19 protein-coding genes and 2 pseudogenes are annotated in these 25,081 nt (G+C 64.3%); 12 read left to right on the top strand and 9 right to left on the bottom strand.

Features of this window, described 5'->3' with window-relative positions; translation table 11 throughout:
* Positions 1–24: 24 nt before the first annotated feature.
* Complete coding sequence (locus SYV04_RS41870) at positions 25–783, top strand: DUF4159 domain-containing protein (RefSeq protein WP_321551720.1); 759 nt, start codon at positions 25–27, stop codon at positions 781–783.
* Between the two features lie 33 nt (positions 784–816).
* Entirely contained in the window at positions 817–3,099 is a 2,283-nt protein-coding gene (locus SYV04_RS41865; RefSeq protein ID WP_321551719.1) for a glutamine amidotransferase, read from the top strand.
* Between the two features lie 6 nt (positions 3,100–3,105).
* Here SYV04_RS41865 and SYV04_RS41860 read toward each other — a convergent pair whose 3' ends face one another.
* The 3 genes and pseudogenes from SYV04_RS41860 to SYV04_RS43850 form a co-directional block, all read right to left on the bottom strand.
* The gene (locus tag SYV04_RS41860; RefSeq protein WP_321551718.1) at positions 3,106–3,672 is read right to left on the bottom strand and encodes an imm11 family protein; all 567 of its coding nucleotides are present in this window, start codon (positions 3,670–3,672) and stop codon (positions 3,106–3,108) included.
* Positions 3,673–3,689: 17 nt separating this feature from the next.
* A pseudogene (locus tag SYV04_RS43895) lies at positions 3,690–4,631 on the bottom strand (AHH domain-containing protein).
* A gap of 369 nt (positions 4,632–5,000) precedes the next feature.
* Positions 5,001–5,093: pseudogene (locus SYV04_RS43850) on the bottom strand (MYXO-CTERM sorting domain-containing protein); the annotation flags it as partial.
* Between the two features lie 258 nt (positions 5,094–5,351).
* Here SYV04_RS43850 and SYV04_RS41845 point away from each other — a divergent pair.
* The 6 genes from SYV04_RS41845 to SYV04_RS41820 all read left to right on the top strand — a co-directional run bounded on the left by SYV04_RS41845 (position 5,352) and on the right by SYV04_RS41820 (position 9,963).
* Complete coding sequence (locus SYV04_RS41845; protein WP_321551715.1) at positions 5,352–5,867, top strand: hypothetical protein; 516 nt, start codon at positions 5,352–5,354, stop codon at positions 5,865–5,867.
* Between the two features lie 15 nt (positions 5,868–5,882).
* Positions 5,883–6,440, top strand: a complete 558-nt coding sequence (locus SYV04_RS41840; protein ID WP_321551714.1) for a hypothetical protein — start codon at positions 5,883–5,885, stop codon at positions 6,438–6,440.
* Between the two features lie 45 nt (positions 6,441–6,485).
* Positions 6,486–7,208, top strand: coding sequence for a hypothetical protein (locus SYV04_RS41835; RefSeq protein WP_321551713.1), 723 nt, complete (start codon positions 6,486–6,488; stop codon positions 7,206–7,208).
* Positions 7,209–7,402: 194 nt separating this feature from the next.
* Positions 7,403–8,008, top strand: a complete 606-nt coding sequence (locus SYV04_RS41830) for a hypothetical protein (RefSeq protein ID WP_321551712.1) — start codon at positions 7,403–7,405, stop codon at positions 8,006–8,008.
* A 163-nt stretch (positions 8,009–8,171) separates the two neighbouring features.
* Entirely contained in the window at positions 8,172–8,744 is a 573-nt protein-coding gene (locus tag SYV04_RS41825) for a hypothetical protein (RefSeq protein ID WP_321551711.1), read from the top strand.
* Between the two features lie 649 nt (positions 8,745–9,393).
* Positions 9,394–9,963 carry a hypothetical protein gene (locus SYV04_RS41820; RefSeq protein ID WP_321551710.1) on the top strand — a complete coding sequence of 190 codons (570 nt, stop codon included), beginning with the start codon at positions 9,394–9,396 and terminating at the stop codon, positions 9,961–9,963.
* Positions 9,964–9,966: 3 nt separating this feature from the next.
* Here the strand turns inward: SYV04_RS41820 and SYV04_RS41815 are convergent, their stop codons facing one another.
* Complete coding sequence (locus tag SYV04_RS41815; protein ID WP_321551709.1) at positions 9,967–10,191, bottom strand: hypothetical protein; 225 nt, start codon at positions 10,189–10,191, stop codon at positions 9,967–9,969.
* Positions 10,192–10,600: 409 nt separating this feature from the next.
* Here SYV04_RS41815 and SYV04_RS41810 point away from each other — a divergent pair, with 409 nt between their 5' ends.
* Positions 10,601–11,617 carry a restriction endonuclease gene (locus SYV04_RS41810; protein ID WP_321551708.1) on the top strand — a complete coding sequence of 339 codons (1,017 nt, stop codon included), beginning with the start codon at positions 10,601–10,603 and terminating at the stop codon, positions 11,615–11,617.
* Positions 11,618–11,768: 151 nt separating this feature from the next.
* Here the strand turns inward: SYV04_RS41810 and SYV04_RS41805 are convergent, their stop codons facing one another.
* On the bottom strand, positions 11,769–15,632 hold the full coding sequence (locus tag SYV04_RS41805; RefSeq protein ID WP_340371390.1) for a tetratricopeptide repeat protein: 3,864 nt from the start codon (positions 15,630–15,632) through the stop codon (positions 11,769–11,771).
* A gap of 685 nt (positions 15,633–16,317) precedes the next feature.
* On the opposite strand from SYV04_RS41805, the gene SYV04_RS41800 reads away from it, so the two are divergent.
* From SYV04_RS41800 to SYV04_RS41790, 3 genes are all read left to right on the top strand, one after another.
* On the top strand, positions 16,318–16,545 hold the full coding sequence (locus SYV04_RS41800) for a hypothetical protein (RefSeq protein ID WP_321551706.1): 228 nt from the start codon (positions 16,318–16,320) through the stop codon (positions 16,543–16,545).
* 153 nt (positions 16,546–16,698) lie between these two features.
* Positions 16,699–17,127, top strand: a complete 429-nt coding sequence (locus SYV04_RS41795; protein ID WP_321551705.1) for a hypothetical protein — start codon at positions 16,699–16,701, stop codon at positions 17,125–17,127.
* An 11-nt stretch (positions 17,128–17,138) separates the two neighbouring features.
* The gene (locus SYV04_RS41790; protein WP_321551704.1) at positions 17,139–18,500 is read left to right on the top strand and encodes a ParB N-terminal domain-containing protein; all 1,362 of its coding nucleotides are present in this window, start codon (positions 17,139–17,141) and stop codon (positions 18,498–18,500) included.
* Between the two features lie 425 nt (positions 18,501–18,925).
* Here SYV04_RS41790 and SYV04_RS41785 read toward each other — a convergent pair whose 3' ends face one another.
* The 4 genes from SYV04_RS41785 to SYV04_RS41770 form a co-directional block, all read right to left on the bottom strand.
* On the bottom strand, positions 18,926–19,294 hold the full coding sequence (locus SYV04_RS41785) for a helix-turn-helix domain-containing protein (protein ID WP_321551703.1): 369 nt from the start codon (positions 19,292–19,294) through the stop codon (positions 18,926–18,928).
* A 424-nt stretch (positions 19,295–19,718) separates the two neighbouring features.
* Positions 19,719–20,906: a serine/threonine-protein kinase gene (locus SYV04_RS41780; RefSeq protein WP_321551702.1), complete on the bottom strand. Its 1,188-nt coding sequence runs from the start codon at positions 20,904–20,906 to the stop codon at positions 19,719–19,721.
* Positions 20,907–21,964: 1,058 nt separating this feature from the next.
* On the bottom strand, positions 21,965–23,830 hold the full coding sequence (locus SYV04_RS41775) for a serine/threonine protein kinase (RefSeq protein WP_321551701.1): 1,866 nt from the start codon (positions 23,828–23,830) through the stop codon (positions 21,965–21,967).
* A complete protein-coding gene (locus SYV04_RS41770) occupies positions 23,827–24,648 on the bottom strand; it encodes a DUF2381 family protein (RefSeq protein WP_321551749.1) in 822 nt (273 codons plus the stop codon). The genes SYV04_RS41775 and SYV04_RS41770 overlap by 4 nt, the downstream gene beginning before the upstream one ends.
* Between the last annotated feature and the right edge of the window lie 433 nt (positions 24,649–25,081).

Genomic DNA, 25,081 nt, shown 5'->3' with positions numbered 1-25,081 from the left:
GTCGACGGTATATAGAAGCCTCCTATGAGCACGCGGCGCGTTACCCGTCGAAATCTCCTGCTCGGCACGGCCGCGCTGGTCCCCTTCCTGTCGCACCGGGCCTCGGCCTTTGGCGAGAAGAGCCGCTTCATCCCCGCGGTGGTCCGCCACGGGGGCCGGTGGGACGCGCGCCTGGGCGGCCTGCGGCGGATCGCCTGGGAGATGCAGAAGCGCACCTCCGTGGAGGTGCTGCCGGACGCGCGGGCGGTGATGCTCAGCAGCCCGGAGATCTTCGAGTACCCCTTCCTCTACCTGGGCGGGGAGGGCGAGTTCCCGGCCTTCACGGGCGCGGAGGTGGAGAACCTCCGGCGCTACCTCACCTTTGGGGGCTTCCTGCTGGCCGACGCCAACGACGGCAGCGATGGGGACGGCTTCGACAGGAGCTTCCGCCGGGAGATGGAGCGGGTGCTGCCGCAGAACCCGCTGGCGGTGGTGCCCTCCACCCACGTGGTCTTCAAGTCCTTCTTCCTGCTGGACGCGGCGCCGGGGCGGCTGCTCAACAAGCCACACCTGATGGCGTGTACGCTGGGCAAGCGCGCGGCGGTGATGTACTCGCAGAACGACCTGGCCGGCGCCTGGAGCCGCACGGAGACCGGGGATTACGAGTTCGACGTGTCTCCTGGGGGCGAGCCCCAGCGGGAGCTGGCCATCCGCACGGGCATCAATATCTGCATGTACGCCCTGTGCCTGGATTACAAGGACGACGCCGTCCACCTGCCCATCATCCTCAACAAGCGGCGCTGACCGCGGGGCCCCGTACCCCGCCGAGCGCGATTGATGAACTCACAGCCCTTCAACGCCTGGAAGCTGGTCAGCCTCTCCCCCCTGCCGATATGGGCCCTGGTGCTCCTGGGGGTAGGCCTCGTGCTGGGCATTGCCCTGGCGGCGTGGGGCGTGCGGCGCGAGCCCTCGCGGGCGCGCAAAGTGGTCTTGTGGGCGCTCCGGGTGGCGGCGGGAGTGGCCGCGCTCTTCTTCCTGCTGGAGCCCGGGGTGCGGCTGCTGCAGGTGGCGCGGATGAAGAACCGGGTGGCGGTGCTGGTGGACCGCTCGGCCTCGATGAGCTTCCCGGGAGAGCCGGGAGGCCCCACGCGCTCGGCGCAGGTGGCCGACTTTCTGGAGAAGGCGGCGCCGGGGCTGTCGGCGCTGCAGGACCGGTTCACGGTGGAGGTGTACGGGTTCGACCCGGAGCTGTCGCCGGTGACGTCGGCCTCGCTGCGGGGCGAGCCTCCGCGGGCGGGTACCTCGGACCTCCTCTCGGCGCTGCGCTCGGTGTCGGCGGGCTCCCAGGGCTCGCGCAAGCTGTCCGGGGTGTTGCTGCTGAGTGACGGGGCGGACAACGCGGAGCTGGCGGCGGGAGCGGTGGGCAAGGCGCGCTCGGCGCTGGCGGACCTGAACGTGCCGGTGTCCACGTTCCTGGTGGGCAAGGAGGCGCTGAAGGACCTGGCGATCGAGGGGCTGAAGGTGGACGACTTCGCCTTCGTGCGCAACTCGCTCACGGTGGAGGTGGAGATCCACGGCCGCGGGTTTTCGGGCAAGGACATCCCGGTGGTGCTCAGCCAGGAAGGCAAGACGGTGGCGAGCAAGTCGGTGCGCTTCGGCTCATCGGACGACGTGCAGCCGGTGGCGTTCACGTTCACGCCGGACCAGACGGGGCGCTTCGTCTACACGGTGACGGTGCCGACGTTCCCGGACGAGGCGGTGAGCGACAACAACACGCGCTCGTTCACGCTGAAGGTGATTCGGGACCGGGTGCGGGTGCTGCTGGTGGTGGGGCGGCCCTCGTGGGACGAGCGCTTCCTGCGCGGGCTGCTGCGGCAGGACGCGAACGTGGACATGGTGTCGTTCTACATCCTTCGCTCCATGTCGGATGATCCGGGCGTGGTGAGCCAGGAGCGGGAGCTGTCGCTGATCCCGTTCCCGATGGAGGAGATCTTCGACACGAAGCTGGACACGTTCGACGTCGTCATCTTCCAGAACTTCGGGTACGCGGATCCGCAGCTGGCGATCACGGAGTACGAGCGGAACCTGGAGCGCTACGTGTTCAACGGTGGCGCGTTCGTGATGATCGGCGGCGACAGCGTGCTGGGCGAGGGGCGGGCGTCGATGCCGACGTTGATGGAGGCGCTGCCGGTGGAAGCGGCGGGGCCGGCGAACACGGAGCCGTTCAAGGCGCGGCTGACGCAGGAAGGGTTGCGGCACCCGGTGACGGCGCTGGGGAGCGGCTTCGCGAGCACGGAGGCGGCGTGGGGCGAGCTGCCGCCGATTCCGGGCATCAACACGACGCGGGCGAGGCCTGGGGCGACGGTGCTGTTGGAGCACCCGTTCCACACGGTGGACGGGAAGAACGCGCCGCTGGTGTCGGTGTGGGACTACGGGCGGGGCAGGGCGCTGACGCTGGCGACGGATGCGAGCTGGTACTGGGCGTTCACGTCGCACAAGGAGGGCTCGCCGAACCGGACGTATGACCGCTTCTGGAGCAACGCGCTGCGGTGGCTGGTGCGAGACCCGGACCTGACGACGCTGAAGGTGTCGGCGGATCCGCCGTCGGTGGAGCCGGGGCGGCCGGTGGGCGTGGTGGTGTCGGCGCGGACGTCGGACTACCAGGCGGCGCAGGACGCGCAGGTGCGGGTGGAGCTGTTCTCGGTGGCGACGCAGAAGGCGGTGGCGGTGCAGACGGGGACGACGGGGCCGGACGGGGTGGTGCGGCTGGAGTTCCCGCCGCCGGCACCGGGCCCGTACAAGCTGTTGGCGACGGCGAAGAAGGGTGAGACGGACCTGGGCTCGGGCGAGGACGCGGTAGCGGTGCGCGCGGTGGGCCCGGAGCTGTCGGACGCCTCGGTGCGGCCGGAGCTGATGGAGCAGATCGCCAAGGTGACGGGCGGCAAGGCGTTCCGGCTGCCGCAGGACGGACTGCCGGACGTGCCGCTGCTGGATCCGCCGGTGGTGGAAGTGGGCCGGGCGAAGGACCGTCCGCTGTGGGATCGCTGGTACTACCTGGTGGTGCTTGTGGCGCTGCTGGGAGCCGAGTGGTTCGCGAGGCGCCGGTTCGGCTACGTGTAGCTGCGGCTACACCTCTTTGAACTTCGTCCCCGTGGCGCCAAGGCGCTCCAGGGCCTCCTTGATCTCCTCCGAGACGATGAGGGCGATGTCCCATCCCCACGTCCGGAAGATCTTGGCGTCTCCTACCTGCGAAGGGTCGATGCGGAGCCTGTAGACGGAGCGGTATTGCCCTGTCTTCTCGGGGCGTCCATCTTCCGGTTTCCAGTACCGCACCTCGGTGGATCTCTGCTCATCGATGCACCGGATAAGTCGTGTGGCTACGAAGATGCAGAACTGATCCGGTTGGGAGTCAATGTTCACGGGGATGAACTGCGCGTCGCCAGGAGCCAGTTTGCTCAACATCGCGGCTACTGGGATGTGGACGACGGGGGTCGCCAATGAGGTGAATGAGAAGTCGAGCGGTTTCCCCGGACGCTTGATGGGGACCCGCATGCGTTCACTGACGTGGACAGCCTTTCCCTTGGTGAACTGCCAGGGATCAACCTCCTGCCCCTGTGGATCCATGGGCTCTCCGAGCTCCCATCGCCCCGTGATGTACACGTCGTCTGTCAGCTTGAAATACCGATGCGGCATCGTCGGTGTTCCTTACGTCATTCGCTCCGGGTGACCAACTTGTTGAGGTAGGAGCTCTCAGCGGCGATCTCCTGGGCCAGCTCTCGTAACTCCGCCCTGAGCGCCTGCTGACAACGCTGGATGCTGCTGCAGTCCTGCATGGCCCTTCGCAGCCGCTCGAATACCTCCTCATGATACTCCTGAGGGTGGGGGCCCACGTGCCCCCTGACGCGGACCTTGTTGGCCGGGTCGTTCAGCGACATGGAAAGAGGTGGCGAGGTCCGCAACCTCCACCATCCGTCTCCAACCCTGGATGAGCGTCCAGAAGGTATCCACCCCGACGTAGCAGATGAAGCTGGCGGTCACGACCGTAGCCAAGCCCTTGGAGAACACCGGCTCGGGCGCCAGCCACATCGCGGCGTAGATCGTCATCGTCCAGAGGATGGACGCCTTGATCGCTTCGGGATCGGCCATGTCCTTGAAGGCCTCCATCATCTCGGAATGACCTCCTCGAGAGCGAAAGACATGGCCAGGGCGTAACGACTATCTCCGGTGAGGACAGGGCTGTTCATCAGCGCCTTCCGACAGTCTCCCGGTGTCCGGAGGGCCGTGCAGAAGCGCAGGTATTCCTGGGTCACCCGCCTATCCATCTCAGCCCACTGCGAAGCGAGGGGCTGTCCATCCAGGGGAACGACACCCTGGCGCCGGGTGTAGCCGTACCAGCCACTGCGCGGTGGAACTTCGAGCAGTTCCCGTGCGGTCTGCTCGGGATTGGCCGAGGGCCTCTTTCGCCGGACTTCTCTCGCGATGGCCTGCGTGAATTCCTCTTCCCCCAGGTCCACCGGTCTGGTTTCGGTCGTGCGAGGGGTGTGGAAGACGGACACGCCTTGGCCCGTGTCGAGGCGTACCACGCGCGTGCTGTTGCAAGCGGTGGACAGGGCCAAGAGGAGGACCACGCCGACCAGTCGACGAGGAGCCATGAGACACCCTCCAGAGTGAGGAGGGGGGCAGCCTACGGGAACGTCATCTCGGGGACGATGACGCCCCAGGTCGCATCTGCATCCAGGCATGATCTGGTGCTACTCGGGTACTGAGTCCAAGCCGATGGCTCAAGACCGGTTCGGCTCCGGGAAGACCCAGAGGTCGTTGGAGGACTCCAGCTCTAGATCCTCGAACTTCTCGAGGATCGCCTCGCGCATGCGCTGGCCAGCCTCAGCGTCGAGATCGGCACGCTCGAAGCAGCGGGTGCGTGCCTCGCGATCCGGCCACCGAGCGAGAATGCTTGGGGGCGAGCCTTGCTGTGGCTCTTCGAGGTGCGCCTGCGACCCAAGGCCATCGAGGCGCGAGGATCAGGCCAGGAGTCGGCGCCGGCGGGAGACCATACCTGCCAACAGGGCGAGCCCTGCCAGCATCCACGAGGAGTCCCCCGAGCCTGCTCCGCATCCGCAGCCTTCCCCTGGAGGGGTGGGGGGCCGGCGTGTCTGGAGTGGTGGCGACGACGGTGAAGCTCACGGCGGCACTGGCTGTGCGTGAAGAACCAGGTGCCAGCATCAGAACTCGGCCGATTCCAAAGAAGTCAAAAAAAGCGTGGATTCCGGCTTTAGATATAGGTAATCTCTCTGTTCGTATTCGGCCGAGCCTCGAAGCTCAATCGCTAGGAGATTCTACCGATGCTGAGACATGGGATCGTAGGAGTGGTGATGCTCGTGACCGGAGCCCTGCTCCTCCCGACGCCTGCCCACGCACAGCCTGTCGGGCAGCGCTGCGCCGCGGATTACCAGACGGGCGAGCAGGCCGTGTTCCGGGCGGAGCTGATGCGTTGGTGTGGGCTGACCCGGAACGTAGGTCCCGCGGACTGGACCTGCCCGAGCGAGTACATCGAGGCGAACCCCGTCACCAATCCGTGGGGCAAGAATACCTACTCCAGCGTGAATGATGGCTTCGACGTCAATGCCACCTACGCCATGCTCCTGTCCAACAGCTACCCCACGTCCTATTTCGTCGACGCGGATGGCTACTGCAAGCCGTGGCTGAGCACTCGGAGGGCGCGCCCGTACTACGCGATCTTTGGCACCACTGCCAACATCTACGACACCCACAACCGGCAGCTCTTCCTCCACCCCACGCAGTTCTCCTGCACCCTCTATCTCGACAAGAACGGGACGCAGCCGGCCACCGGCTATGACTTCTATCTCAATGCCTTTTGCGTGCCCTAGAAGGAGATTCGACCCATGATGAGACATGCGATCGCCGGAGTGGTGCTGTGCGTTGCTGGGGCCCTGCTTCTTCCAACGCCGGCCCATGCGCAGCCGGTCCTCCTTCCGCGCTGCGCTGCGGACAGCCTGAGTGTTTCCCAGGCCATTCAGCGGGTGGAGGTGGCGCGCTGGTGTGCGCTGACCCGCAATGTCGGCTATCCGAACTGGAGCTGCGACGGGGACTATTACGAGACAGACTTCAACACCAACCCCTGGGGGAAGAATGTCTATTTCTCTTCTTCTTACCAGGGCGTCAATAGCACCTACCTCTTTACCCAGTACCTCAGCGGGGCCACCGGCTCCTTCATCGATGCGGACGGCTATTGCAAGTGGTCAAGGCCCGAGAGTCGGCGGAAGACGCGGCCGCTCTACCCCATCTATGGCAGCCAATACGACCTCGCGAGCCCCACCAACAAGCAGCTCTTCCTCCACCCCACGCAGTTCAGTTGCACGCTCTATCTGGACAAGAATGGGACACAGCCCGCGACGGGCTATGACTTCTACGTCAACGGCTACTGCGAGGCCTCCCCCTGAGCAGGCTTCAGCCGCCGTCCCTCTTGACGGGTGAAAGGTCAGTCCATGTCACGCAAATCGCATCGGTTTGCTCCGAGAGCCCTCCTGGCGTGTGGGTTGTTGCTGTCCGCCTGTGGAGCTCCACCTGAAGACACCACGGGCGAGGAGCCCGTGGGCACGAGCGAGGCGCCGATCTGCGCGGCCCTGAGCGTCTCGAGCCTGGCCATCACCGACGCCAACTCCTATGGAGGCGACCTGGCGGCGCTAGGCACCTGGGCGGTGTCGCTCTACGCCAATGCCGTCCGGGTGGAGTACTACGTCGACGGCGTGCTGAAGAACTATGATCCGCAGCGACCCGGCAACTCCGGCTCCTGGTACCACAGCAGCAGTGGGCTCTCCTGCGGCACCCACACCCTGGAGGTGCGTGCCTACCCGATGGTCATTGACAGCAACGGCAACCAGACCGTCTGCAGCAGCAGCCCTCGGTCCGTCACCCAGACGGTGACCCAGCCTTGCCCCACCGCCAGCCTCTCGTGCTCGAAGAGCGGCACCAATGTGAGTTGCACTGGGAGCGCCAGCGGCGGCTATGCACCCTATACGCTGTTCTGGAAAAAGACGGTCGACCTGTCCTCCGGCACCTGGAACCAGGGCGCGTCGACCAACAGCTTCTACTGCGCCACCGCTTCCGGCAGGGATTCCTTCGTCCGGAAGGGAATCCAGTTCAAGGTGCGTGACAGCCAAGGAATGGAATCGCCCACAGTGAGCGACAGCTATATCTGCGCACCCTGAGAGGACTGCTGCCGATGAGAACAACCCTGTTCTACCTGGAAACATCGATGCAACCTGGTTTGGTTTCCCCCCGGCTTCCCCTGTTGCTCTGCGGTCTGGTTCTGATGGCTTGCGGCGGCTCCCAAGAGGCCGAAGTGGACCCGAGCTCGGAGACCCTGGGGACCCAGGAATCAGCCCTGTGCAGCAGCCTGAGCGTGACCAATCTCACGAACAATGGCGTGAGCTCCTACGCCGGGGAGATCGCCGGCAACGGAACCTGGGCGGTGTCCACGCTCGCCAACGCGCTACACCTGGACTACTACGTCGATGGATCCTTGAGGGCTTCGGACGAGCGCCCAGGCACGTCCGGCTACTGGTACTACAGCGGTGGCGGCTATGGCTGCGGCTCGCACAGCTTCGAGGTGCGGGCCTACCCGATGGTCATCGACAGCAATAACAATCGGACCGTGTGCTGGAGCAGCCCGATGACACTCTCCCAGAGCGTCGTCCAGACCTGCCCGACCGCCTCCCTCTCCTGCTCGCGCAACCTCGCTACCGGGTATGTGAACTGCACGGGTAGCGGCTCGGGTGGCGAGCCGTCCTACCAGTACCAGTGGAATATCCGCTACAGCAATGACTACTCGAGCTGGGAGAGTGGCTGGTTCTCGAACGGTACGAGCTACTCGGAGTATTGCCCTCGAGGCTTCTACGTGGACGCGTACTATTGGAATGCCCAGCTTCAGCTCCGGGTCGTCGACTTCGCGGGCATGAGCAGCACCGTCGTGTCGTCGCAGAACTACCTCTGTGTGGATCCTCCCTGAAGCCCTCCACGTCTCCGAGGTCACGAAGCACCGCCGCGAGCAAGTGCGCTTCCGGGGGTGGGGACGAGCCAGTGCTGCGACGTGTCCGAGGTGCCGGAGGTGGGCTTCCGGGTGAGGTATCATCGCTCATCTGAGCGCGTCATCCCCCGCCTCGCAGGTGCGCATGCGACCACTGATCTGTTTCCTGCTGTTATGGCCCGTGCTGGCGAGCGCGGGGGGAGGGAGCCGGGGCTCGGGGCAGCCGGCGGTGGCGCTGACGCTGGGGCTCAGCGCGGGCGCGGTGTTCGCCCGGGGCAACGAGTATCTGGGGGACGATGAGGGAATGGGTCTGGTCGGCGGGTGGATTGGCGTGACGCTGCACCCGCGGCCGGACACCGCCTCGCTGTTCCTGGCGGCGGGCATGGAGATCAATGGCGTGTTCGCGCCCGATGACGGCCGGCTGATCTCGATGGAGTATGTGCCGGAGGTACGAGGCGGGCTGGCGCTGCTGGGCGAGCCCTTCTGGGAGTTCTTCCCCTACCTGGAGCTCTATATGTTGGGCGGGTTCCGCGCGCCCAACTCGATACGAGGCTCGGCGCTGCGGGTGGGAGCAGGGCTTGCAATCCCGGCCTTCGGGGCGGTGCAGTTCGAGTCCTTGAGCCGCAACTGCCCTCCGCTCATCCCCTGGATGATCGAGCTCGTCCACGACGTGTCGGATGTGTCGGAGACGAGCCTGCGCATCGGCTATCAGTTCTGAGCGAAGTGGGGCTGAGCCCATGCCGAGGTGCCCGGGCGCTCAGCCCGCCAGGGCAGAATCGCGCCCTTACCTCGTGACCGCCCGGAATGCTTCAGAGTCGTTATCCCGCCGCGTCCCGTTTCGTCCCGTCCTGGTCCATCCCGTTCCGCGCGCTCCTGCGACATACGTGCAACATGACGGCGCCCGTCATCGTGTGACGTAGAGGCAGCCTGCAGAGAACCCCATCATCTCATCCTGCCCACAGCCGAGCGTCAGACGCATATGCATCAGCGCTGGGACACTCGGCATCACTCCCCCCGTTCCATGCGCCCGTACACCTCGGGGTGAGTTTGGTCACTGTGCCAATCGTCTGCCGTCCTCGTCGTACACAAACCGCTCCCGTCTTTGGCGTCGCGCCGAAGTGGGGCCTGCGGGGAGACTTACCCTTCTGATGCGCCGGCGCGTCGGCAGCGGCTCGAAACGGCTTGCACGCCCGGAACTTCTCGCAAGAGGATGCGCGCCCAGGCCGCCCATTAGCCACGGCTTGGAGACACACATGGTTCGCTGGATTCAGGGAGCACGGGTCGGAGTCATTGCGGTGGTGAGCTGTGCAGTGATGGGTGGATGCGCCGCCATGCGCGGCCAGGGGACAAACGAGAGAATTGCCCGCATGGTGAGCGAGTACGACGAGGGCATGTCCGCCGCCGAGAGAGTCTCGCCCGACTCGCCCGACGCAGCCGCAAACATCCGAGTGCCCTACCAGCAAGTCCGCCACTGCCGGGAGGACCACACGAGCGAGGTCCGGGACTATCCGGATGTCGAGGTGCAGACCTCCCGCGGCACCAAGACCCTCAAACAGATGGCCGATGAGTGTGCAGAGATGGAGAAGAAGATTCGCGCCCAGCACTATCGCGGCTGTGGTGAGAGGCGCATCTACCTGACGAGCAATGTGGATGGGACGGGTGCCTGGACGCGCCCGATTCTCCAGGCGCAGGATGACAACTACATTCCGAAGCCGTGCGACAAGATGGAGGAGGCGGCCCCGCCTCCTCCCAGCAAGGATTTCGAATCGGCGCACGCTGGCCTCCAGGACCTCTGCGGCCCGACCGCGCGCATCTATTACCAGAAGGAGTGGCAGCACAGGACGAATGCCCTGGGCGTGGCGGTGCAGCGCCAAGCGAGCGCCACCTGCCAGGTGATCGACGAGACGCGTCCGAAGTGGTGGATGGAGAGCTTCTAACCCTCAGCGCGAAGCGGAGCTCGCCGAGTTCGCCGGGGCCAGCTCCAGACTCCTAGGGCCCGGTCCCCGAGGCTCAAAGACCGTCTCCGGCGTCCCCGCGTCCGGAGTCTCCGCAACCGCGAGCAGGTCGTCCGGTGCGGACGGCCACTCGGAGAGCCGCGTGCCGTCCACCTTGAAGTAGTCCCCGTCCGTGCCCCGGACGTAGACCATGTCCGGCTTGTCCGGCACCGCACAGGGCTACGGGGGGGGCACACCGACTGCATGGAAGCGGCGGGAATCGAACCCGCGCCGGGCGGTGCGAAACCTCTAGCAGAATCGCGCCCTTACCTCGTAACCGCCCGGAATGACTCGGAGTCGTTGTCCCGCCGCGTCCCGTGTCGTCCCGTCCTGTCCCAGCACATTCCGCAGGCTCCTGCGACATACGTGCAACATGGTGGACGTGGCGAGCGCTTGGGCTCGTGGCGGGCGCTGGGGCCTCGTGGCGAGCGCTGGGATCTCGTGGTGCGTCCAGACGGACCGGATGCGGGCCTTGTGGTGCTAGTACTACTCGGGCACTTTCTTCGGGCTCTCCAGCGGTTTTCCGGCGGGAATCTCCGCTGGGGACGCCTCGAAATCACTAGGTAGTATTAGTGGAGGTATGCCACATGAATCGTTCAGCGGTCTCGGGGTATCCATGAAAAGCGCGAGCCCCGACCAATGGGACTTCCTTGATGGGCACATCGCCCGCCTTCGCGATGACACCAACATGGAGCCGCAGGAGACGGAGGTGGTGCTCGGGAAGGTTCTTGAGCCGCTGTTCAAGCAAGAGGGCTATGAACTCGAATACACAGGGGGACTAGGCGATCAAGGCATCGACTTCTGGGCTCGTCGGACGAGCATTGAAGGCGCCGCTGACGCGGGGGAGACCATCGGAATTCAGGCCAAGTTCTACAAAGGCACCCGACACGTGCCCATGACCAGCGTGCAGCAGCTGATTGGTGCCGCATTGCTGCAAGGTCTCAGCCGAGTAGTTCTAGTCAGCAACGGCGAGTTCTCGAAAGATGCGAATGCGGCCGTTGCGAAGACGCTGCCACTACGGATCGAGCTCCTCGACATTGGCGGATTACAGCACTGGGTCAATCGCCTACGCGACCAGAACGTTGATGTTGAGGCAGAGGTTCGTATGATGATGCGCGAGCTGAGCGGTCGGCTTGCACGTCTGATCGCGGCTGCGCCGACCGCGCTTGCCCAATTGGAATGGCGTGACGTCGAACGAGTGATGGCCGAGGTCTTTGACGGCTTGGGGTTCGGTGTGACACTCACACCCGGGTCAAAAGATGGGGGCAAGGACATCATTCTTACCTGCTTGGTGCAGGGGAAGCGCGCTGAATATTACGTCGAGATTAAGCATTGGCGCTCCTCCACACGGGTCGGGCGCGCGGCAGTCGAGAAGCTGCTGAAGGTGATCGTCGAGGAGAAGAAGGAGGGCGGGCTCTTCTTGTCTACCTACGGGTTCACCAACAACGCCTTCGAGCAGCTTACCACAATCGACAAACAGAAACTAAGATTCGGGGACCAAGAGAAGATGGTGTCGTTTTGCCAGAGCTATGTGAAGGCACGAGCGGGTTTGTGGTCACCTCCCGAAAACCTCACGGAGATCCTGTTGTCCGAATGATCCCTCAAGGAGTCCGGCGAGATTTCGCAACAGAGGCCAGATCGATCAGCTTTCGACAGTTCAACTTCCCCTCACACCTGCTCATGACACACACTGATAGGCATCTGTGGCCTCGAATTTGTTCTCGGTGCGCCGCTCGCCTGTGTCTGCGTTAATGACTCAAGAGACGCTGAAATATAACAAGGCGTTTGACGAGTTGCGGAGGGAAAGGGCGGCGAAGGAATCTGTGGATGGACACCAAACTGTTGAGAGGAGTCGAGATCTCTCCCATAAAAGCACGTGGGTCCCGCTCGAAAAACGGCCAGAGCGTATCAATAGCTTCTTGGAGAGCAGTCAACGCCTCTTCATGTCGGCCCAGTTCGCTAAGCCTCGCGCCGAGGTTATTGACACTGGCAGCGAGATCAGGAAGGAATTTATTGGGCTCTCTTTTCGCTAGAGGGCGAGTGTACTGAACTGCCTCGACCGTGACGGCCAGCGCCTCTTTGCGCTGCCCTACTTCACTCATTCGCGCACCGAGGCTGTTGAGACTTAGGGCAAGGTCAGGCAGAAACGCATCCGAGTCTCGCTTGACAAGTTCCCGGCGAATTTGGACAGCCTCGCTTGCCGCCGCTAGCGCGTCACTTCTTCTCCCCTGTTCGCTCAAGTCAAGGCCAAGATTGTGGAGGTGGGTGGCAAGCTTGGGAAGGAATACTTCATGATTGAGCTTTGCAAGGGTGCGGTAACCCTGAACCGCTTCGAGAGTGGTGGACACCGACTCCTCTTTTCTCCCTAGTTGATACAATTCCTGGCTGAGAGCATCGAGACACATCACAAAATTCGGGAGAAACGCAGCAGGGTCCTGTTGGACGAGAGCACGATAGTATTGACGTGCATCCACCCATGCGGATACGGCATCATCACTGTTTCTCATCAAACTCCGCATCGCGCCAATTCCATTCAGGCAATCTGCAAGGAGCGGAAGAAACTCACCAGAGTTCTGCTTGGCGAGAGGGCGGTAGCACTGAACCGCCTCAGTCAGAGCGGATAGCGCTTCCTCTTGTCGCCTGGCATTGCCCAACATCAAGCCGAACTGTCTGCATGCATCTGCAAGGAGCGGAAGAAATCCATCAGGGTTGCGCGCGGCGAGCTTGCGGTATTGCTCGATGGCTTCGCTCATAATAGACGCCGCCTCTTGCTTCCGATCCAGTTCAGCCAGCATCAAGCCAAGATTGAATAAACTGGGAGCGAAATCACGGAGAACTGTCTCAGGGCTGCGTTTGGCCAGCGTGCGTCCAAGTTGAACCGCCTCGGTTATGACTGCTAAACACTCCGACCTTCCCATTTGCTTGAGACTCCCACCCAGATTGTTGAGGGCTGTAAGGAGGTCAGACAGGAAGATGTTGGGGTTTCGCTCTGCAAGATGCCGGAAGTGCTGAACCGCCTCTGTTGCAGTCGTCACTGCTTCTTCGTAGCGCTTGAGTTTATTCAACCCAATGCTGAGATTGACGAGACTGCGCGCAAGAAGGGGGACGAAGACATTCGGGGTGCTCTTCACGATACCCCGGAGATGCTGAATCGCTTGATTACTGGCGTCTACCGCCTTCTGATCTTGGCCTAAATCGATTAACTCAATTGCTTGATTGCAGAGCAATTCTGCCTGTTCAACTCGAACATGTGGGTCTTCAGACTCAGGCACGGCAGCCAGTAGCGTGCGACTCACCCACTCTGCAACTCGGCGCAACGATACGGTCGGATAGGGTACACCCACCATCTTAAGTGCGCGTGCCACGGAAAGATCACCGTCTGCCTCCAAGCGATCTGCTAGTACCTCACCGAGCGTCGAGAATGCCGTGCGTAACGCAACAGCACTCGCTGCCGCCAGTGCAAGTGGAGCCCGCTGTATGAGCGGAGCAGCAAGCAGCATTCGCTCAATCCATGGCCGTATCACTTGGGAGTTCGTGGCAGATGCGCGGCCAAGCACTTCCAGGCCTATCCTCACGGCGTACGCATCGTCGTCAGGCCGAAGCACCCGGTCGATCCAATCTATGGGAACGCGATTTTCATCGATCCGCTGGTAGGCGACGCGAAGGACCATGCTCTCGCCAAGGAGATCGGGTTCAAGTGCCGGCAGGTATGAGCTATCTTTGCTGCGTTGATACACCCGATGCAATAATTGCAATTGCGACTCCTCACGATCAGAAAGTGTTCGGTCGAAAAGCCGCTTGGCAACGGCAGAGGCAAGAGCGGCTTCGGCTATTCCACCACGCAAGGTCGCAGCGGCTACCATCTGACGGGCGAGTGATCGTTGTTGGGCCGCGTAGATATCTCCAAGTTCCCGGGCATTTGCTCCCCAGAATCGCTCTTCGTGATCGAGGATCACATCCATAAGAGTGTCCGCCGCGATTGGCAGTCCGTCGACGAACGCTAGCGCCGCCATGTGCAAATACAGAACTCGCGCAAAACGCTGATCGGTCAATTGAACGCCTGGACGGCTGATGCGAGTTTTTCCCCGAACCCTTGCGAACGCCTCCACTGCTTGGAGAAACAACTTTTCGCGTTCCTCGGCTAGTATCGCTAGAGGCAGCAGTTCGTGCGGTGGTGCATCATCAAGCCAGTTGCGTAGCGCAACATCGGTTTGACGCAGTGCCTGCCACCAGTCGCCGCAATTGCGGGCGAGGAGGAGGAAGCGCATCCGGCGAAGCACACCAGTCTCCGCTTGTTGCTGGTAACGAAGGATGCGCATTAGCGCCGTGCTGAGCCAAGCTTGGCTTTCGGAGTAGTCAATCACGACTGCAACGGACTGCCCCCGTTCCCACAGGCGACTGAACCAATCGTCGGGTGGGTCCCGGGGGAGGAAACCGGCAGCCCAACCTGCGGCGCTCTGCCGCTGCGTCCACTGGATACCCAGACGCGTTTTGCCTACTCCTCCCTCGGCATGGATGAGTCGTACGGCCACAGCTGGTCCTTCGTTGCACCAGCGGTCGAGGTCCTCAAGGAGTCTTGCACGCCCTGCTTCCTGGAAGGGCACTACCTCATAGCGCGGAACAAGGAGCGCCGAGGGAGGCGGATGCTCAGGGAGCGGTTCGGTTCCAGGAACAAGGATGTCGTCAACGTCAGGGACTACCACGACCTCCAGTTTCTCGCGCAAGAAGGCAAGTAGACACTCAGCCGAAGCCCGGGCGGCGAACTCCTTGAAGTGGTCGTCACGGCCATGCTGGCTGAAGTCCATGACGCCCTTCATGACTAGGGCCTCGAGACCTCTAGCGCGTCGTGATTTCCATCCATGGGCGAGTACCCCGAGCGCCGCTGCCTCCATATCCAGCCCCAGCATCTTGCGCATGTGCTCGGAGATAAAGTTCCAATAGGTCTCGTCTTCGATGACCTTGTTGCCGCTACCCATGGGAGCCACATGGACGCGGAACGGGTACTCGGTGCTCCCAGGCGAGAGGTCAGGAAGACGGCCACGGTTGAGCATCAGCACATCCTCAATGTGCTCCCGCCCTTCAGTGGTGAGTGCGAAGGGGCCTTTCGGCTCAAGACGGCCGGAATTCCGCAGTGACAGGACGACCTCCTTCCACTGTGGGCAAAGCACGTCGCACTCGGGGAGCCTCCAAGGCTCAGAGGAGCCTTCATGCAACTTCGCTAGGAGCCAATTCTCCTGCCACTCGAAGGGTATTGGACGTTGATTCCACCAAGACTCATGGCGAAATCGCTTGGCGAATTCGAATTGCTCGATCGCAACCTTCCAGTCGTTGAGCAGGTTATAAGTCGTGATGTCCTGCTGGACTTCGTTGGGAAGTTGCTTACCGGTGTCGTGGAAGAACAGTCGGTCAGCGGCGATCACGTCACCTAAGTTCGTCTTACCACGGCGTCCCGCGCATACACCGCACATAGCGACGCACGACGGTTCATACGCCTCAATAACGGGAAGTAATGCTTGGATGGCCTCAACAGCCCCCATGTTCGCAGCCTGCACGACAGCAACACGTAGGGGACGCCCTCCGCGCGCCTGGAAACTGCGGAAGGCCAAGGGCATTCCATGAGGGCCCCGCTCAATCGTCTCCCATGGAGAGTTCGGAAATGCGCCGGCTTCGACAGCAAGCACGGCGTCATACTCAAGCTTGATCGCTGTGAGAATTACTACGTCGGCTCGGCGGCTCGTTCCACCAGAAACTCGCATACTGCGAGTATAGCGTCTTCGACAGTCGTCATCGCTGTGTCGGGCGCCAACGAGCGCTGGGGGTCGTGGTGAGCGCTGAGGCCGCGTGGCGAGTGCCTAGGCCGGACATATCGGCGCGGGCCGCGTAGCGAGCGCTGAGGCCGCGTGGCGAGCGCTGGGGATTCGTGGCGCGCGTCCAGGCCAAACACATCGACGGGCGCCTCGCCGTGAGCGCTGGGCCTCGCGGTGAGCATCCAGTCAGGTCGGACGCGGGCCACATCAACGCGCCCCGCGTCGTGAGCGCTGGGGGCCTCCTAGCGCATCCAGGTTGCCCGCAGCCCTTGGCGTTCAGCGGCCCGGCAGAAGTAAGGCGACCAACCGCGCCAGTGCCTTGATCCTCGGACTGTCCAAGCGAGAGAGGCGGCGCAAGAGGCGGCGCTTCTCGGGCGTGTCATTCAGGCCTGGCGGTACCGTGTTTGCCCCGGGGGCGCTGTGCCCAGGCTCCACCTCGGCAAACCCCATCAACTCATGGGGCCCGCTGCCGAGAATCAGGCACAATCTCGTGCTGCTCCCGTACGTGGTGCCCTCGGACTGGCCCGCGCAGATCGCCGCCTCCGAGAAGCCCTTCGGCGCGCTGCCCAGGCACACCGTGGGAGAGGACTGGTTCTCGGGCCTGGCCACCGTGGTGCTGGGCAAATGGAACGAAACTACCCCGGTGCCCAACTTCTCCGGACCGGGCACCGTGGGTGGCGTGCTGGACTTCGAGCTCTACAGCAACCCGCGCAGATGAAGGTTGCAAGAGCGCCAAGCCCGTCTGTACGACCCGGTCGGCTGCTTGTCTGCTGGCGAACCTTACGTTGCGACTACGTAGGGATACGTTGCGAATCGGCAACGTAATTGGCAACGTAGTGGCATGAGACCGGGGCACAGAAATGCGACCGACATGTTCTTGGAGGTGGGGACCGCTCTCGGTTACCAGGCCGAGAGGACCTTCTCGCCGCAGGCCCCGACTGATGGCGTCTGGCTGACCCGCCACCAGGTTGCCGAGTTGGACAGGATCCCCTTCGCGGCCATCGAAGTCCTGGTCTCGGAGGTCTGGGACGCGAAGTCGATCAGAGGGAGCATCAGCACGCTCCGCGATGCGGTATCTGCCTCGCTCGGCATCCTCCTGGTGCATGAAGGCGAACTCCACCGCGTCCTTTCCGAGCGGAACTGGGCTGACGCCGCCATCGACAAGGAGATCAACCGAATAACCGGCGAGGTCGCGCGCCTGGCTGCCCCGTACTCGGGCGTCGAGGTCTGGACGTTCGCCAAGCTGGCGGAGATCTACCGCCAGACGACCGGGAAGAAGTCGCGGTACTGCGTGAAATAGGAGGAGTCGACATGAACGGGAAACCGATGCAGCGGAAGAAGAGGACTAGGGTCTTTGCCAACACGGTGCTGGAGGGAGTCACTGCGGTCGACCGGCCCTGCGGGAAGGTCTACAACGCCACCGTGTCGATCGCGCAGATCGCGAAGGGCCTGAAGACGAGCAAGCTGCTGTACTCTCCGAAGTATCAGCGCGGGTTCAGGAGGACGGCCGGGGACATCAGCGAGGAAAACTACAGCGTCCTCTACCCGATCACCTCGACGGAGTTGAATATCGACCCGAAGCGGGCCCAGGCGATCGCCGTAAAGAGACTGATGGGCAAGCTCTATACGGTCAACCGGACGTGGAACGCGCGGGCGGAGGAGGATGGCGAGGCGGTCACGTACGACGAGCCGGCCGGCATCCTCACGATCCAGTCCGTCCTCACCATTCCGGATTCAGGCCACCGTCACCTGGGCGATTTCTATCTCGCCGAGTGGAAGAACAACCCCGACATGGTCCCGAACGAAGTTGTCGTCGACGGTACCCCCGTCGCCAAGGCGGAGATCCTGGAGCTCCTCGGCAAATACGAGCCAGAAGAGGACCTCGTCTTCGTCGACATCTACAACCTCTCTGGTGTCGAGGAAGGCAAGCTGTATGACGAGTTCAACTCCGACGCGAAGAAGCCGTCCAATGCGGTTGGAATCGACCTCAACCCGGAGAAGAACCCGTCGCGCAGGTTTGTGTACCGGATGATGGAGAAGTCCAAGATTTTCGCCAGGGAGGAGATCGAGTGCCGCTCCACCACCATCGGTAGCCTCTCGCGGAAGCTGACGACCAATGCCACCCTGGAGGGCGCCGTCCGCAGTGAAACTGAGTGGCTTGCGAGACTGGAGGCCGACGAGACCAGGCACGAAGACCTGATCGACTTCACCTGCGCCTTCTTCGAGGCGTGGAGTGATTACTTCCCGGAGTTCAAGCCCGGCGCGACCGCCGAGGACCGCAACAAGCTTCGGAAGACCAGCTTCGCGTTGTCGAACATCCTCTTCCACCCCCTGCTGAAACTCGTATTCCGGCTCTGGAGCGATCCTCACTTGGCCGGTTTCAGGACCTGGGAGAAGAACAACAAGTGGCGCTCGGTCGTCGCGAAGATCGCTGGGAAGCACCCGAATGTGAGTGGCAAGGTCATGGACCGCACCAACCCCGACTGGCGGGGGAAGATCCTGATCGAGACGCTGGACGCCAACAGAAAGATCGTCTGGTCGCTCAGCAGCACACGGCAGACCCGGGAGTCGGCATACCAGTACCTGTGTACTATTGCTGGCATCCCCGCCAGCCCGCCGCCAGCTCATAAGCGTGCCCAGAAGTCGAAGGCGAAGCGGGCGAGCGCCGCGTAGGTAGGGTTCGCCAGCGCTCCACCCTCGGACTTGCCCTTTTCCGGGGACATGAAGACGCGCACCACCTCGGAGGCCGCCGCGTGGGATTTCGGCGCGGGCTTCTCCACGCACATGAGGCTGAAGGTGGGCTCTGTCTTCGAGCAGGCTGATCAGCACCGCGTTAAGGCACTCGGCCAGAGTTACCGCCGCTCCGAGCTTGTCCGCCACGGCGGCGTGGCCCTCCCCCGTGAACGCCTGGGAAGGATGGGCCAGGAGCCGCGCGCGGAGTTCGCCAACTCGTTGCACAAGCGGCCCCAGCTTGTCAGCGCACACAGGCTCACGCCTGCACTCTGGAAATCCGATGCAGGCGCCCCCAGGGCCGCGAAGATGGCCGCAGGGGTTCAGGGGGTAGAACATCGTGGGGGCGTCTTGCTGCGGGGGCGTGTTCATCTCCGGTTCCTCTTCTGGCTCCGGGGGCGCCGGGGCTCCGTCAGGAAGGCCAGCACAAGGCGCAAGATCAGCTTGAGCTGGAGCCCTTGCAGGCGTCCCAGCAGCCGCAAGAGGCGCCGCGTCTCGGGCGTGTCTGCCAACTCGGGCGGCACTTGACGCTGTGCCGCTTGCGGCAGACTGGCCAGGGGGGCAAAGCCCATCAGCTCGTGCGGGCCACTGCGCAGGGCCACGCACAGCCGGAACAGCGTGGGCACGCTGGGAAGCATCTTCCCGCGCTCCATCCGCCCGAACACCTCTGGAGCAATGCCGACGCTCGCGGCGATCTCGGCCTGAGTGAGCCCCGCACGCATCCGTGCGGCCCGCATCGTCTGTCCGAGCGTTGCCCCAAGTCGCCGCTCTTGGCTCCTCGCGTCCCCTGGAAGTAACGGAGGCCGTCTGCGGGCCCTGCTTCGAGGGGGGCCCTTCGCGGGCCGTGCCGTTTGGTGGCCTTTCATCTGGGAAACCTCGCGCGCCGTGCCAGCGTGAACGACCCACGCCGGGGGCGCATGGACAGGAGAGAGGGAGGAAGCGGATCACCGGGAGGAACTGCCGCGACCAGGGGCGCCCCCAGGATGCAGGGCGCCCCCAGTCGCTTCGCACCAGCCACGCCGATCCTCCTCGGTATGGCCAGTGGAGCGCGCTCCGAGGTGATCGGCCTGCCCCCTCCCAGGTCAGAGGCAAGCCGATCCCCTCTCGGCGCGATGCCGATGCAGGGCTGCGGGGCTGAGTTCGGGAAGAGTGGGGCGCGGGCTAGGCGGAACTACCCGGCGACGTGATGACGTGATCAGCGGACAGCTTGCGTGTAGTGGACGCGGAATCTTGAGCAGTCGGGCCGCCTACGTCCTTGTGCATCCGGGCCGCTGACGCCATACGCCGCGCCTCCGCGATAGCTTCGGGGGCTCCGTAGGCAGCGCCCAACGCGGCCAGCCCTTTGCGTAGATCGTCCTCAAGGGCTGCCGCTGATGGGTAGCGGTCTTCCGGGCGCCGCTGGAGCAACGTTCGGAGGATGGAGCGCAGCGGGGGGAAAACATCCTCCGTCAGTTCCTCCACCTCTCGGGCGGTGTACATGGCTGCCCGCAGAATGTAGTCGTCTACTTGCTCGGGCAGTTCCGCAATCGTCGCGAGGTTGTGAGCGGCTACCACCTTGGCGCGCACCTCGAGCGTTAGGGCCTCCTCTACGTCAGCCGTGCGCACCGTGAGCGTGCCGTAGAGCCCTCTGCCCGTGGCGATCTCCAGCATCACCAAGCCGAGCGCGAACAGGTCCGAGCGCGGATCCATCGGTTCGCCTAGAAGTGCCTCGGGGGCGCCGTAGAAGGCATCCCCCTGCGGGCGCGGCACCGTGGTTGCCACCCGGCCCGGTAGAAGCGAGCGGGCAAGCGCAAAGTCCGTGAGTCTCACGGAGCCATCCGCCTTCAGGTAGATGCGGGCGGGGTTCACGTCTCGGTGAATGATGCCCAGCGGGCGGCCCTTCTCGTCTGTGCGCGTATGCGCGTGGTGTAGAGCGCTCGCCACTTCGGTGCCCACGTAGAGCGCAAAGCCAGCAGACAGGCAGACGCCCCGCATGCACGCGGCGGTAACGTAGGTGTCTAGCCGCGTGCCCGAAACGCGCTCGCAGAGGATGTAGAGGGCGCCGTGAGACTCGGCCCGCCCCAGAACCCGGGCGATGTTGGGATGATCCAGGTAGGTGGCCAGCCGCGCCTCCTCCTCAAGCCGAGCGCGGATCCTGGCGAGCGATTCGGGGTCATGCTTGGGCGACGTGGGCAGCACTCGCCGCGCGATGTAGTTGCCTTCCGGCCCGAGGCGTGAACGCTGCTGGACGATCATCACCGTCTCGCCGTGGTTGGTCGTCTCCAGGACTCGGAGGAACGCATAAGAGAAATCCCCGAGGGAGAAGAGGATCAGCCCCTCGGGTATTTGGGGGCCTGTGGCGGTGGACATGGCGGGAGGCTCCTAGAGGCGCGCGAACAGGGCGCCGCGCGACGGGAGGAGAACCTACCCGGCACATGGGGCGGGGGGAACGACAGGGCCGGTTGGGCGGACACGCTCAAAAACCGCCGAATTTCCAGCGGTGCCGCACAAATGCGCTCTCTCTAGCGCTCGGGAGTCTTTGTCAGTCGGGGCGCCCCTCGGGCCGAGCTGGAGCTGTCGGACGCGCGCGCCATCAGGCCCGAGTTGGGGCGTTTCGAGGTGGCGCCCCTCGGCCCGAGGTGGAGCGCTTCGACGTGGCGCCACCGTGCCGAGCTGGAGCTGTCCGACGCGGGCGCCTCGGGCCGAGTTGGAGCTGTCCACGCACGCACCACCGGGCCCGAGATGGAGCTGGCAGACGCGCGCGCACGGTGCCGAGCTGGAGCTGTCGGACGCGCACGCCACCGGGCCGAGCTGGAGCTGTCGGACGCGCGCGCCACGGTGCCGAGCTGGAACTGTCCACGCGCGCCACGATGCCGAGCCGGAGCTGTCGGACGCGCGCGCCACCGGGCCGAGCTGGAGCTGTCCGACGCGCACCACTGGGCCGAACTGGGGCGGGCCGAGCTGGAGCTGTTCGCGGCACCCGGGCCGAGCTGGAGCGCTTCGAGGTGGCGCCCCCCAGGCCCGCGCTGGAGCTGTCGGACGCGCGTCAGGGTGCCGAGCCGGAGCCGTCCGACGCGCGCGCCACGGTGCCGAGCCGGAGCCGCCCGACGCGCGCGCCACGGTGCCGAGCTGGAGCTGTCCGACGTGCGCCAGGGTGCCGAGCTGGAGCCGTCCGACTCGCTCACCACCGGGGCAAGCTGGAGCGCTTCAAGGTGGCCCCCTCGGGTCGAGCTGGAGCTGTCGGACGCGGGCGCCTCGGGCCAAGCTGGAGCTGTTGGACGCAGGCGCCACGGTGCCGAGCTGGAACTGTCGGACGTAGGCACCACCGGGCCGAGATGGAGCGCTTCGAGGTGGTGCCCCTCGGGGCCGAGCTGGAGCTGTCCGACGCACTCGCCACCGGGCCGAGCTGGGTGCCGCTACCGCTGGCCTTAGTCGCGCGGCGGCTCCCAACTTGTGACGGGGTATGCGAACGCGTTGCCCGCAGCCGTCGCCTTATCGTCCTTCAGTTCCGTAATCGGACTGCGGCCCGAGACAACGCACACCGGGTACTTTCCTCTACCGGGGATCTCTACGTGGTCGTAGATGACGGCCAGTTCTCCAAAGGGAGCGGCTGGGGTTGCATCGGTCTTGTAGGCCCTGCCGTAAAACAGGGTGCCAGGGGGCGCCTTCTTGGAAAGGCTCGTGTCAGGGGCAACGCCGGTAACCGGGGCTCCTAGAGTAAACGTCCACAGGCCACGATCCGGGCCTCTCTCGTCGAGTGTGAGGGAGAAGCGATCTTCTGTGTTCCAGCCTAGTTTCTCCATGGCTTGAGCTGCCCCGGGTGGGCACTCGAAGGGCTCAGCCTTGGTGCGGACGGATGCGCACCCTTCGGTAGCCATGGCGACCGTCAGCGGCAGCGCTTTGCACCACGCCGGGAAGCCGGGATCATTCGGGGCGGGGGGGGCTTTCGGCGCGCCTGCGGCACGGGACGACTTGGGAGCATCGGGCGGCTTGGGCTTCACGGTGGATCCTTCCTTCGGTGCAGTTGCGGGAGCGGGAGCAGACACGGGCGGGAACTTCTCAGGGGGAAGCGCCGGAGCAGTTGGGACGGGTGGCGCGGTAGCCTCTTTCAGCGTGAGCGCCGACGCGGGCGCGGGGCGTTCGCCGTGCGCCAGCAACGCGGCAGCAGCAGCCACCACGACGGCACCCACCATGCCCGCGAGCGCAAGAGGCTTGGGCCAGTGCTGGCGGGAGCCAGCCACCACACCGACAGGCGGGCGCGCCTGGAGTCGGCCACGGAGGCGCGCAGCCTGCTTGTCAGCCAGAGCCAGCACCTTGCGCCAACCCTGTTTCCCCTTCGCCGCGATTCCCGCTGCCTGTACCCCGTCACCGGGCAACGGCTGGCGCTGCACTGAGGGTGGGTGTACCTCTGCCGCGTATTCGGACCCCGGGTGTTTGGCCAACTCCAGCAGCCTGCGCCGTAGTGCCTTGAAGTTCACCGGCCTTTGCGCTGGGTCCTGCGCTAGCAAGTCCTCGACAAGCGCGCTCAAGGCTTCCGGTACGCGCGGGTTCACGTCTCGGGCTGCGGGCAGGTTTCCACCGCGATCCGAGAAGTCGAGCCGCGGCGGTTCCCTCGACGGCAGCGGAGCGGTGAGCATTTCGTAGAGCATCACTCCTACGGCGAACAGTTCATCGGTCACCTTGAACGGGTAACTCCCTCCGTGCTTGCGGCCCTGCTGGTAGAAGAAATCCCACGCCTCGTAAGAGCGGTAGCGATCCGTGCCTGGGTGCAGCGGCGTTGTCGTCAACTCCTCGGCGTTCTCGTAGGTCGCGCAGCCCAGGTCGATGATCACGGGCTCGCCGTTGCTGCTACGGATCATCACGTTGGACAACTTCAAGTCACGGTGAAACACCTTGCGCTTGTGCATGTACTCGACGGCCCCGGCGATCTTGGCGAACACGCGAGCAACCTCGCGGAAGGTGGGAAACGTGCGCTCCTTCCACTCTCCCAGCGTCCAGCCGTCCACGTACTCCAGCACGCAATACACGCGGCTATCGGGCAGGTATCCGAAGCCGCGCGGCTTGATGATGTTGGGATGATCCAGCGTGAGCAGTAGTGACACCTCTTGGAGCGCGCGCGTGTGCGTCTTCCCCGTGTCGCCGCTCTGCTCCCGGTGGACTGCGACCTTGATCGCGAACGCCTTGCCGTGTTGCTCGGCATGGTGAACGGCACCAAAGCCGCCCGTGCGAAGGGCGCGGACAATCTGCCAGCCGTCAACGAGAGTGCCGGGTTGAAGTTCCACCGCTCCGATCATGGCTTGGGCTCCTTTGCTGGCGGCAGTGTCACATGAGGAATCGACAAGGACGGTGCTTCCTCCGGGCCGTTCAGGTGCAAGGTGAGTTCAAGCCCCACGCTTGACGGTGGCACGTCCGTTGTCACGAGCACCCGCACCAATCTTGAGTCGTCCTTGCTTGGCTCCACCTTCACTGCCCGCACCCGCGTCTCTCCGGCCTTGCTCGTTAACGTGGCTCCGGTTGGCCTCCACGCTGGGTGCCCAGGCGGGGTGATGATCTCCACGTCCACCAGCACCCAAGTTTTCGCGCGATAGGTCACGCCGTCTCGCGACTGGAGGCCGCTCGCGGCGTCCGTGAAAGAGGGAAACTTCCGGGTTCCTACTCCGTCGCTGTCGATGAAGCCGGAAGCGATGGCATCCGCCGCACTCAGGGCGGCGCATGGCGCGCACGTCGGACAGGCTGTAGGCGATTCCTCGGGCCGTTCAACGTCGATCTCTGTGTCCACCTCGGAGGGGTGCGCGACTAGCGAGAACTCTGCGACTCCGGGCGCCTTCCCATCCTCCAACGGGACACGCAGCGTCCAGCGCTCACCGGGCCGGGGTTCGCTCAAGGGCTCGATGATCAGCGACTTCTCGCCGGTATCAACAACCCTGATCCGTTTCGGATCCACCTCCACCGCCTTTCCCCGGATGGAGACAGCAAAGACAATGTACGTGCGGATCCCCATGCCGATGCGTGCTTCTAGTGGGGAGCCTGTCAGCGTGAAGGAGCGGCGGCGCGGCTCGCGTGTGGGCGCCGGTTGTGCTTGCGCCAGCGTCCCCCCGAGGAGGAGCAGCACAAGGGCCAGAGTCGCGGGTGAGAGCAAGCGGGCGTTACCTCCGAGGTAGGCTACCCTAGCAGACCGGGCGCGGGCGCTGTGAGCGCTCGACGGGGCCTCGAGTCACAAGTCAGGCACCAGCGGTGCCGCGTGCCTGGCGGCTAGGCCACCCGCAGCAGCGGGCCGCGTGTCCCGCTTCCGTGCTTCACCGTGCCTATCTGCCGGGCACAGCAGGCGTGCCGCGTGCGTCTCCCCGCCGTCTGCGGGTGCCACTGATGGCGGCGCGGCCCTTGTGGCGCTCGTAAAGGGCCCGCCATGCGTTCGAGAGTAAGACCTCGCCGTGCCCCGTCGTGACGGGCTCCGGCCTCTCATGAGACCTCCCTTGGCCACACGCCAGGGAGGTGGTCCATGGAGTTGGAGAAGGAATTGGAGCAGTTCCGTCAGGAAGCGCAGC

This window comes from Hyalangium ruber (assembly GCF_034259325.1).
GTDB classification, from domain to species: Bacteria; Myxococcota; Myxococcia; order Myxococcales; family Myxococcaceae; genus Hyalangium_A; species Hyalangium_A rubrum.
This window is presented reverse-complemented; position numbering and strand designations above follow the sequence as displayed.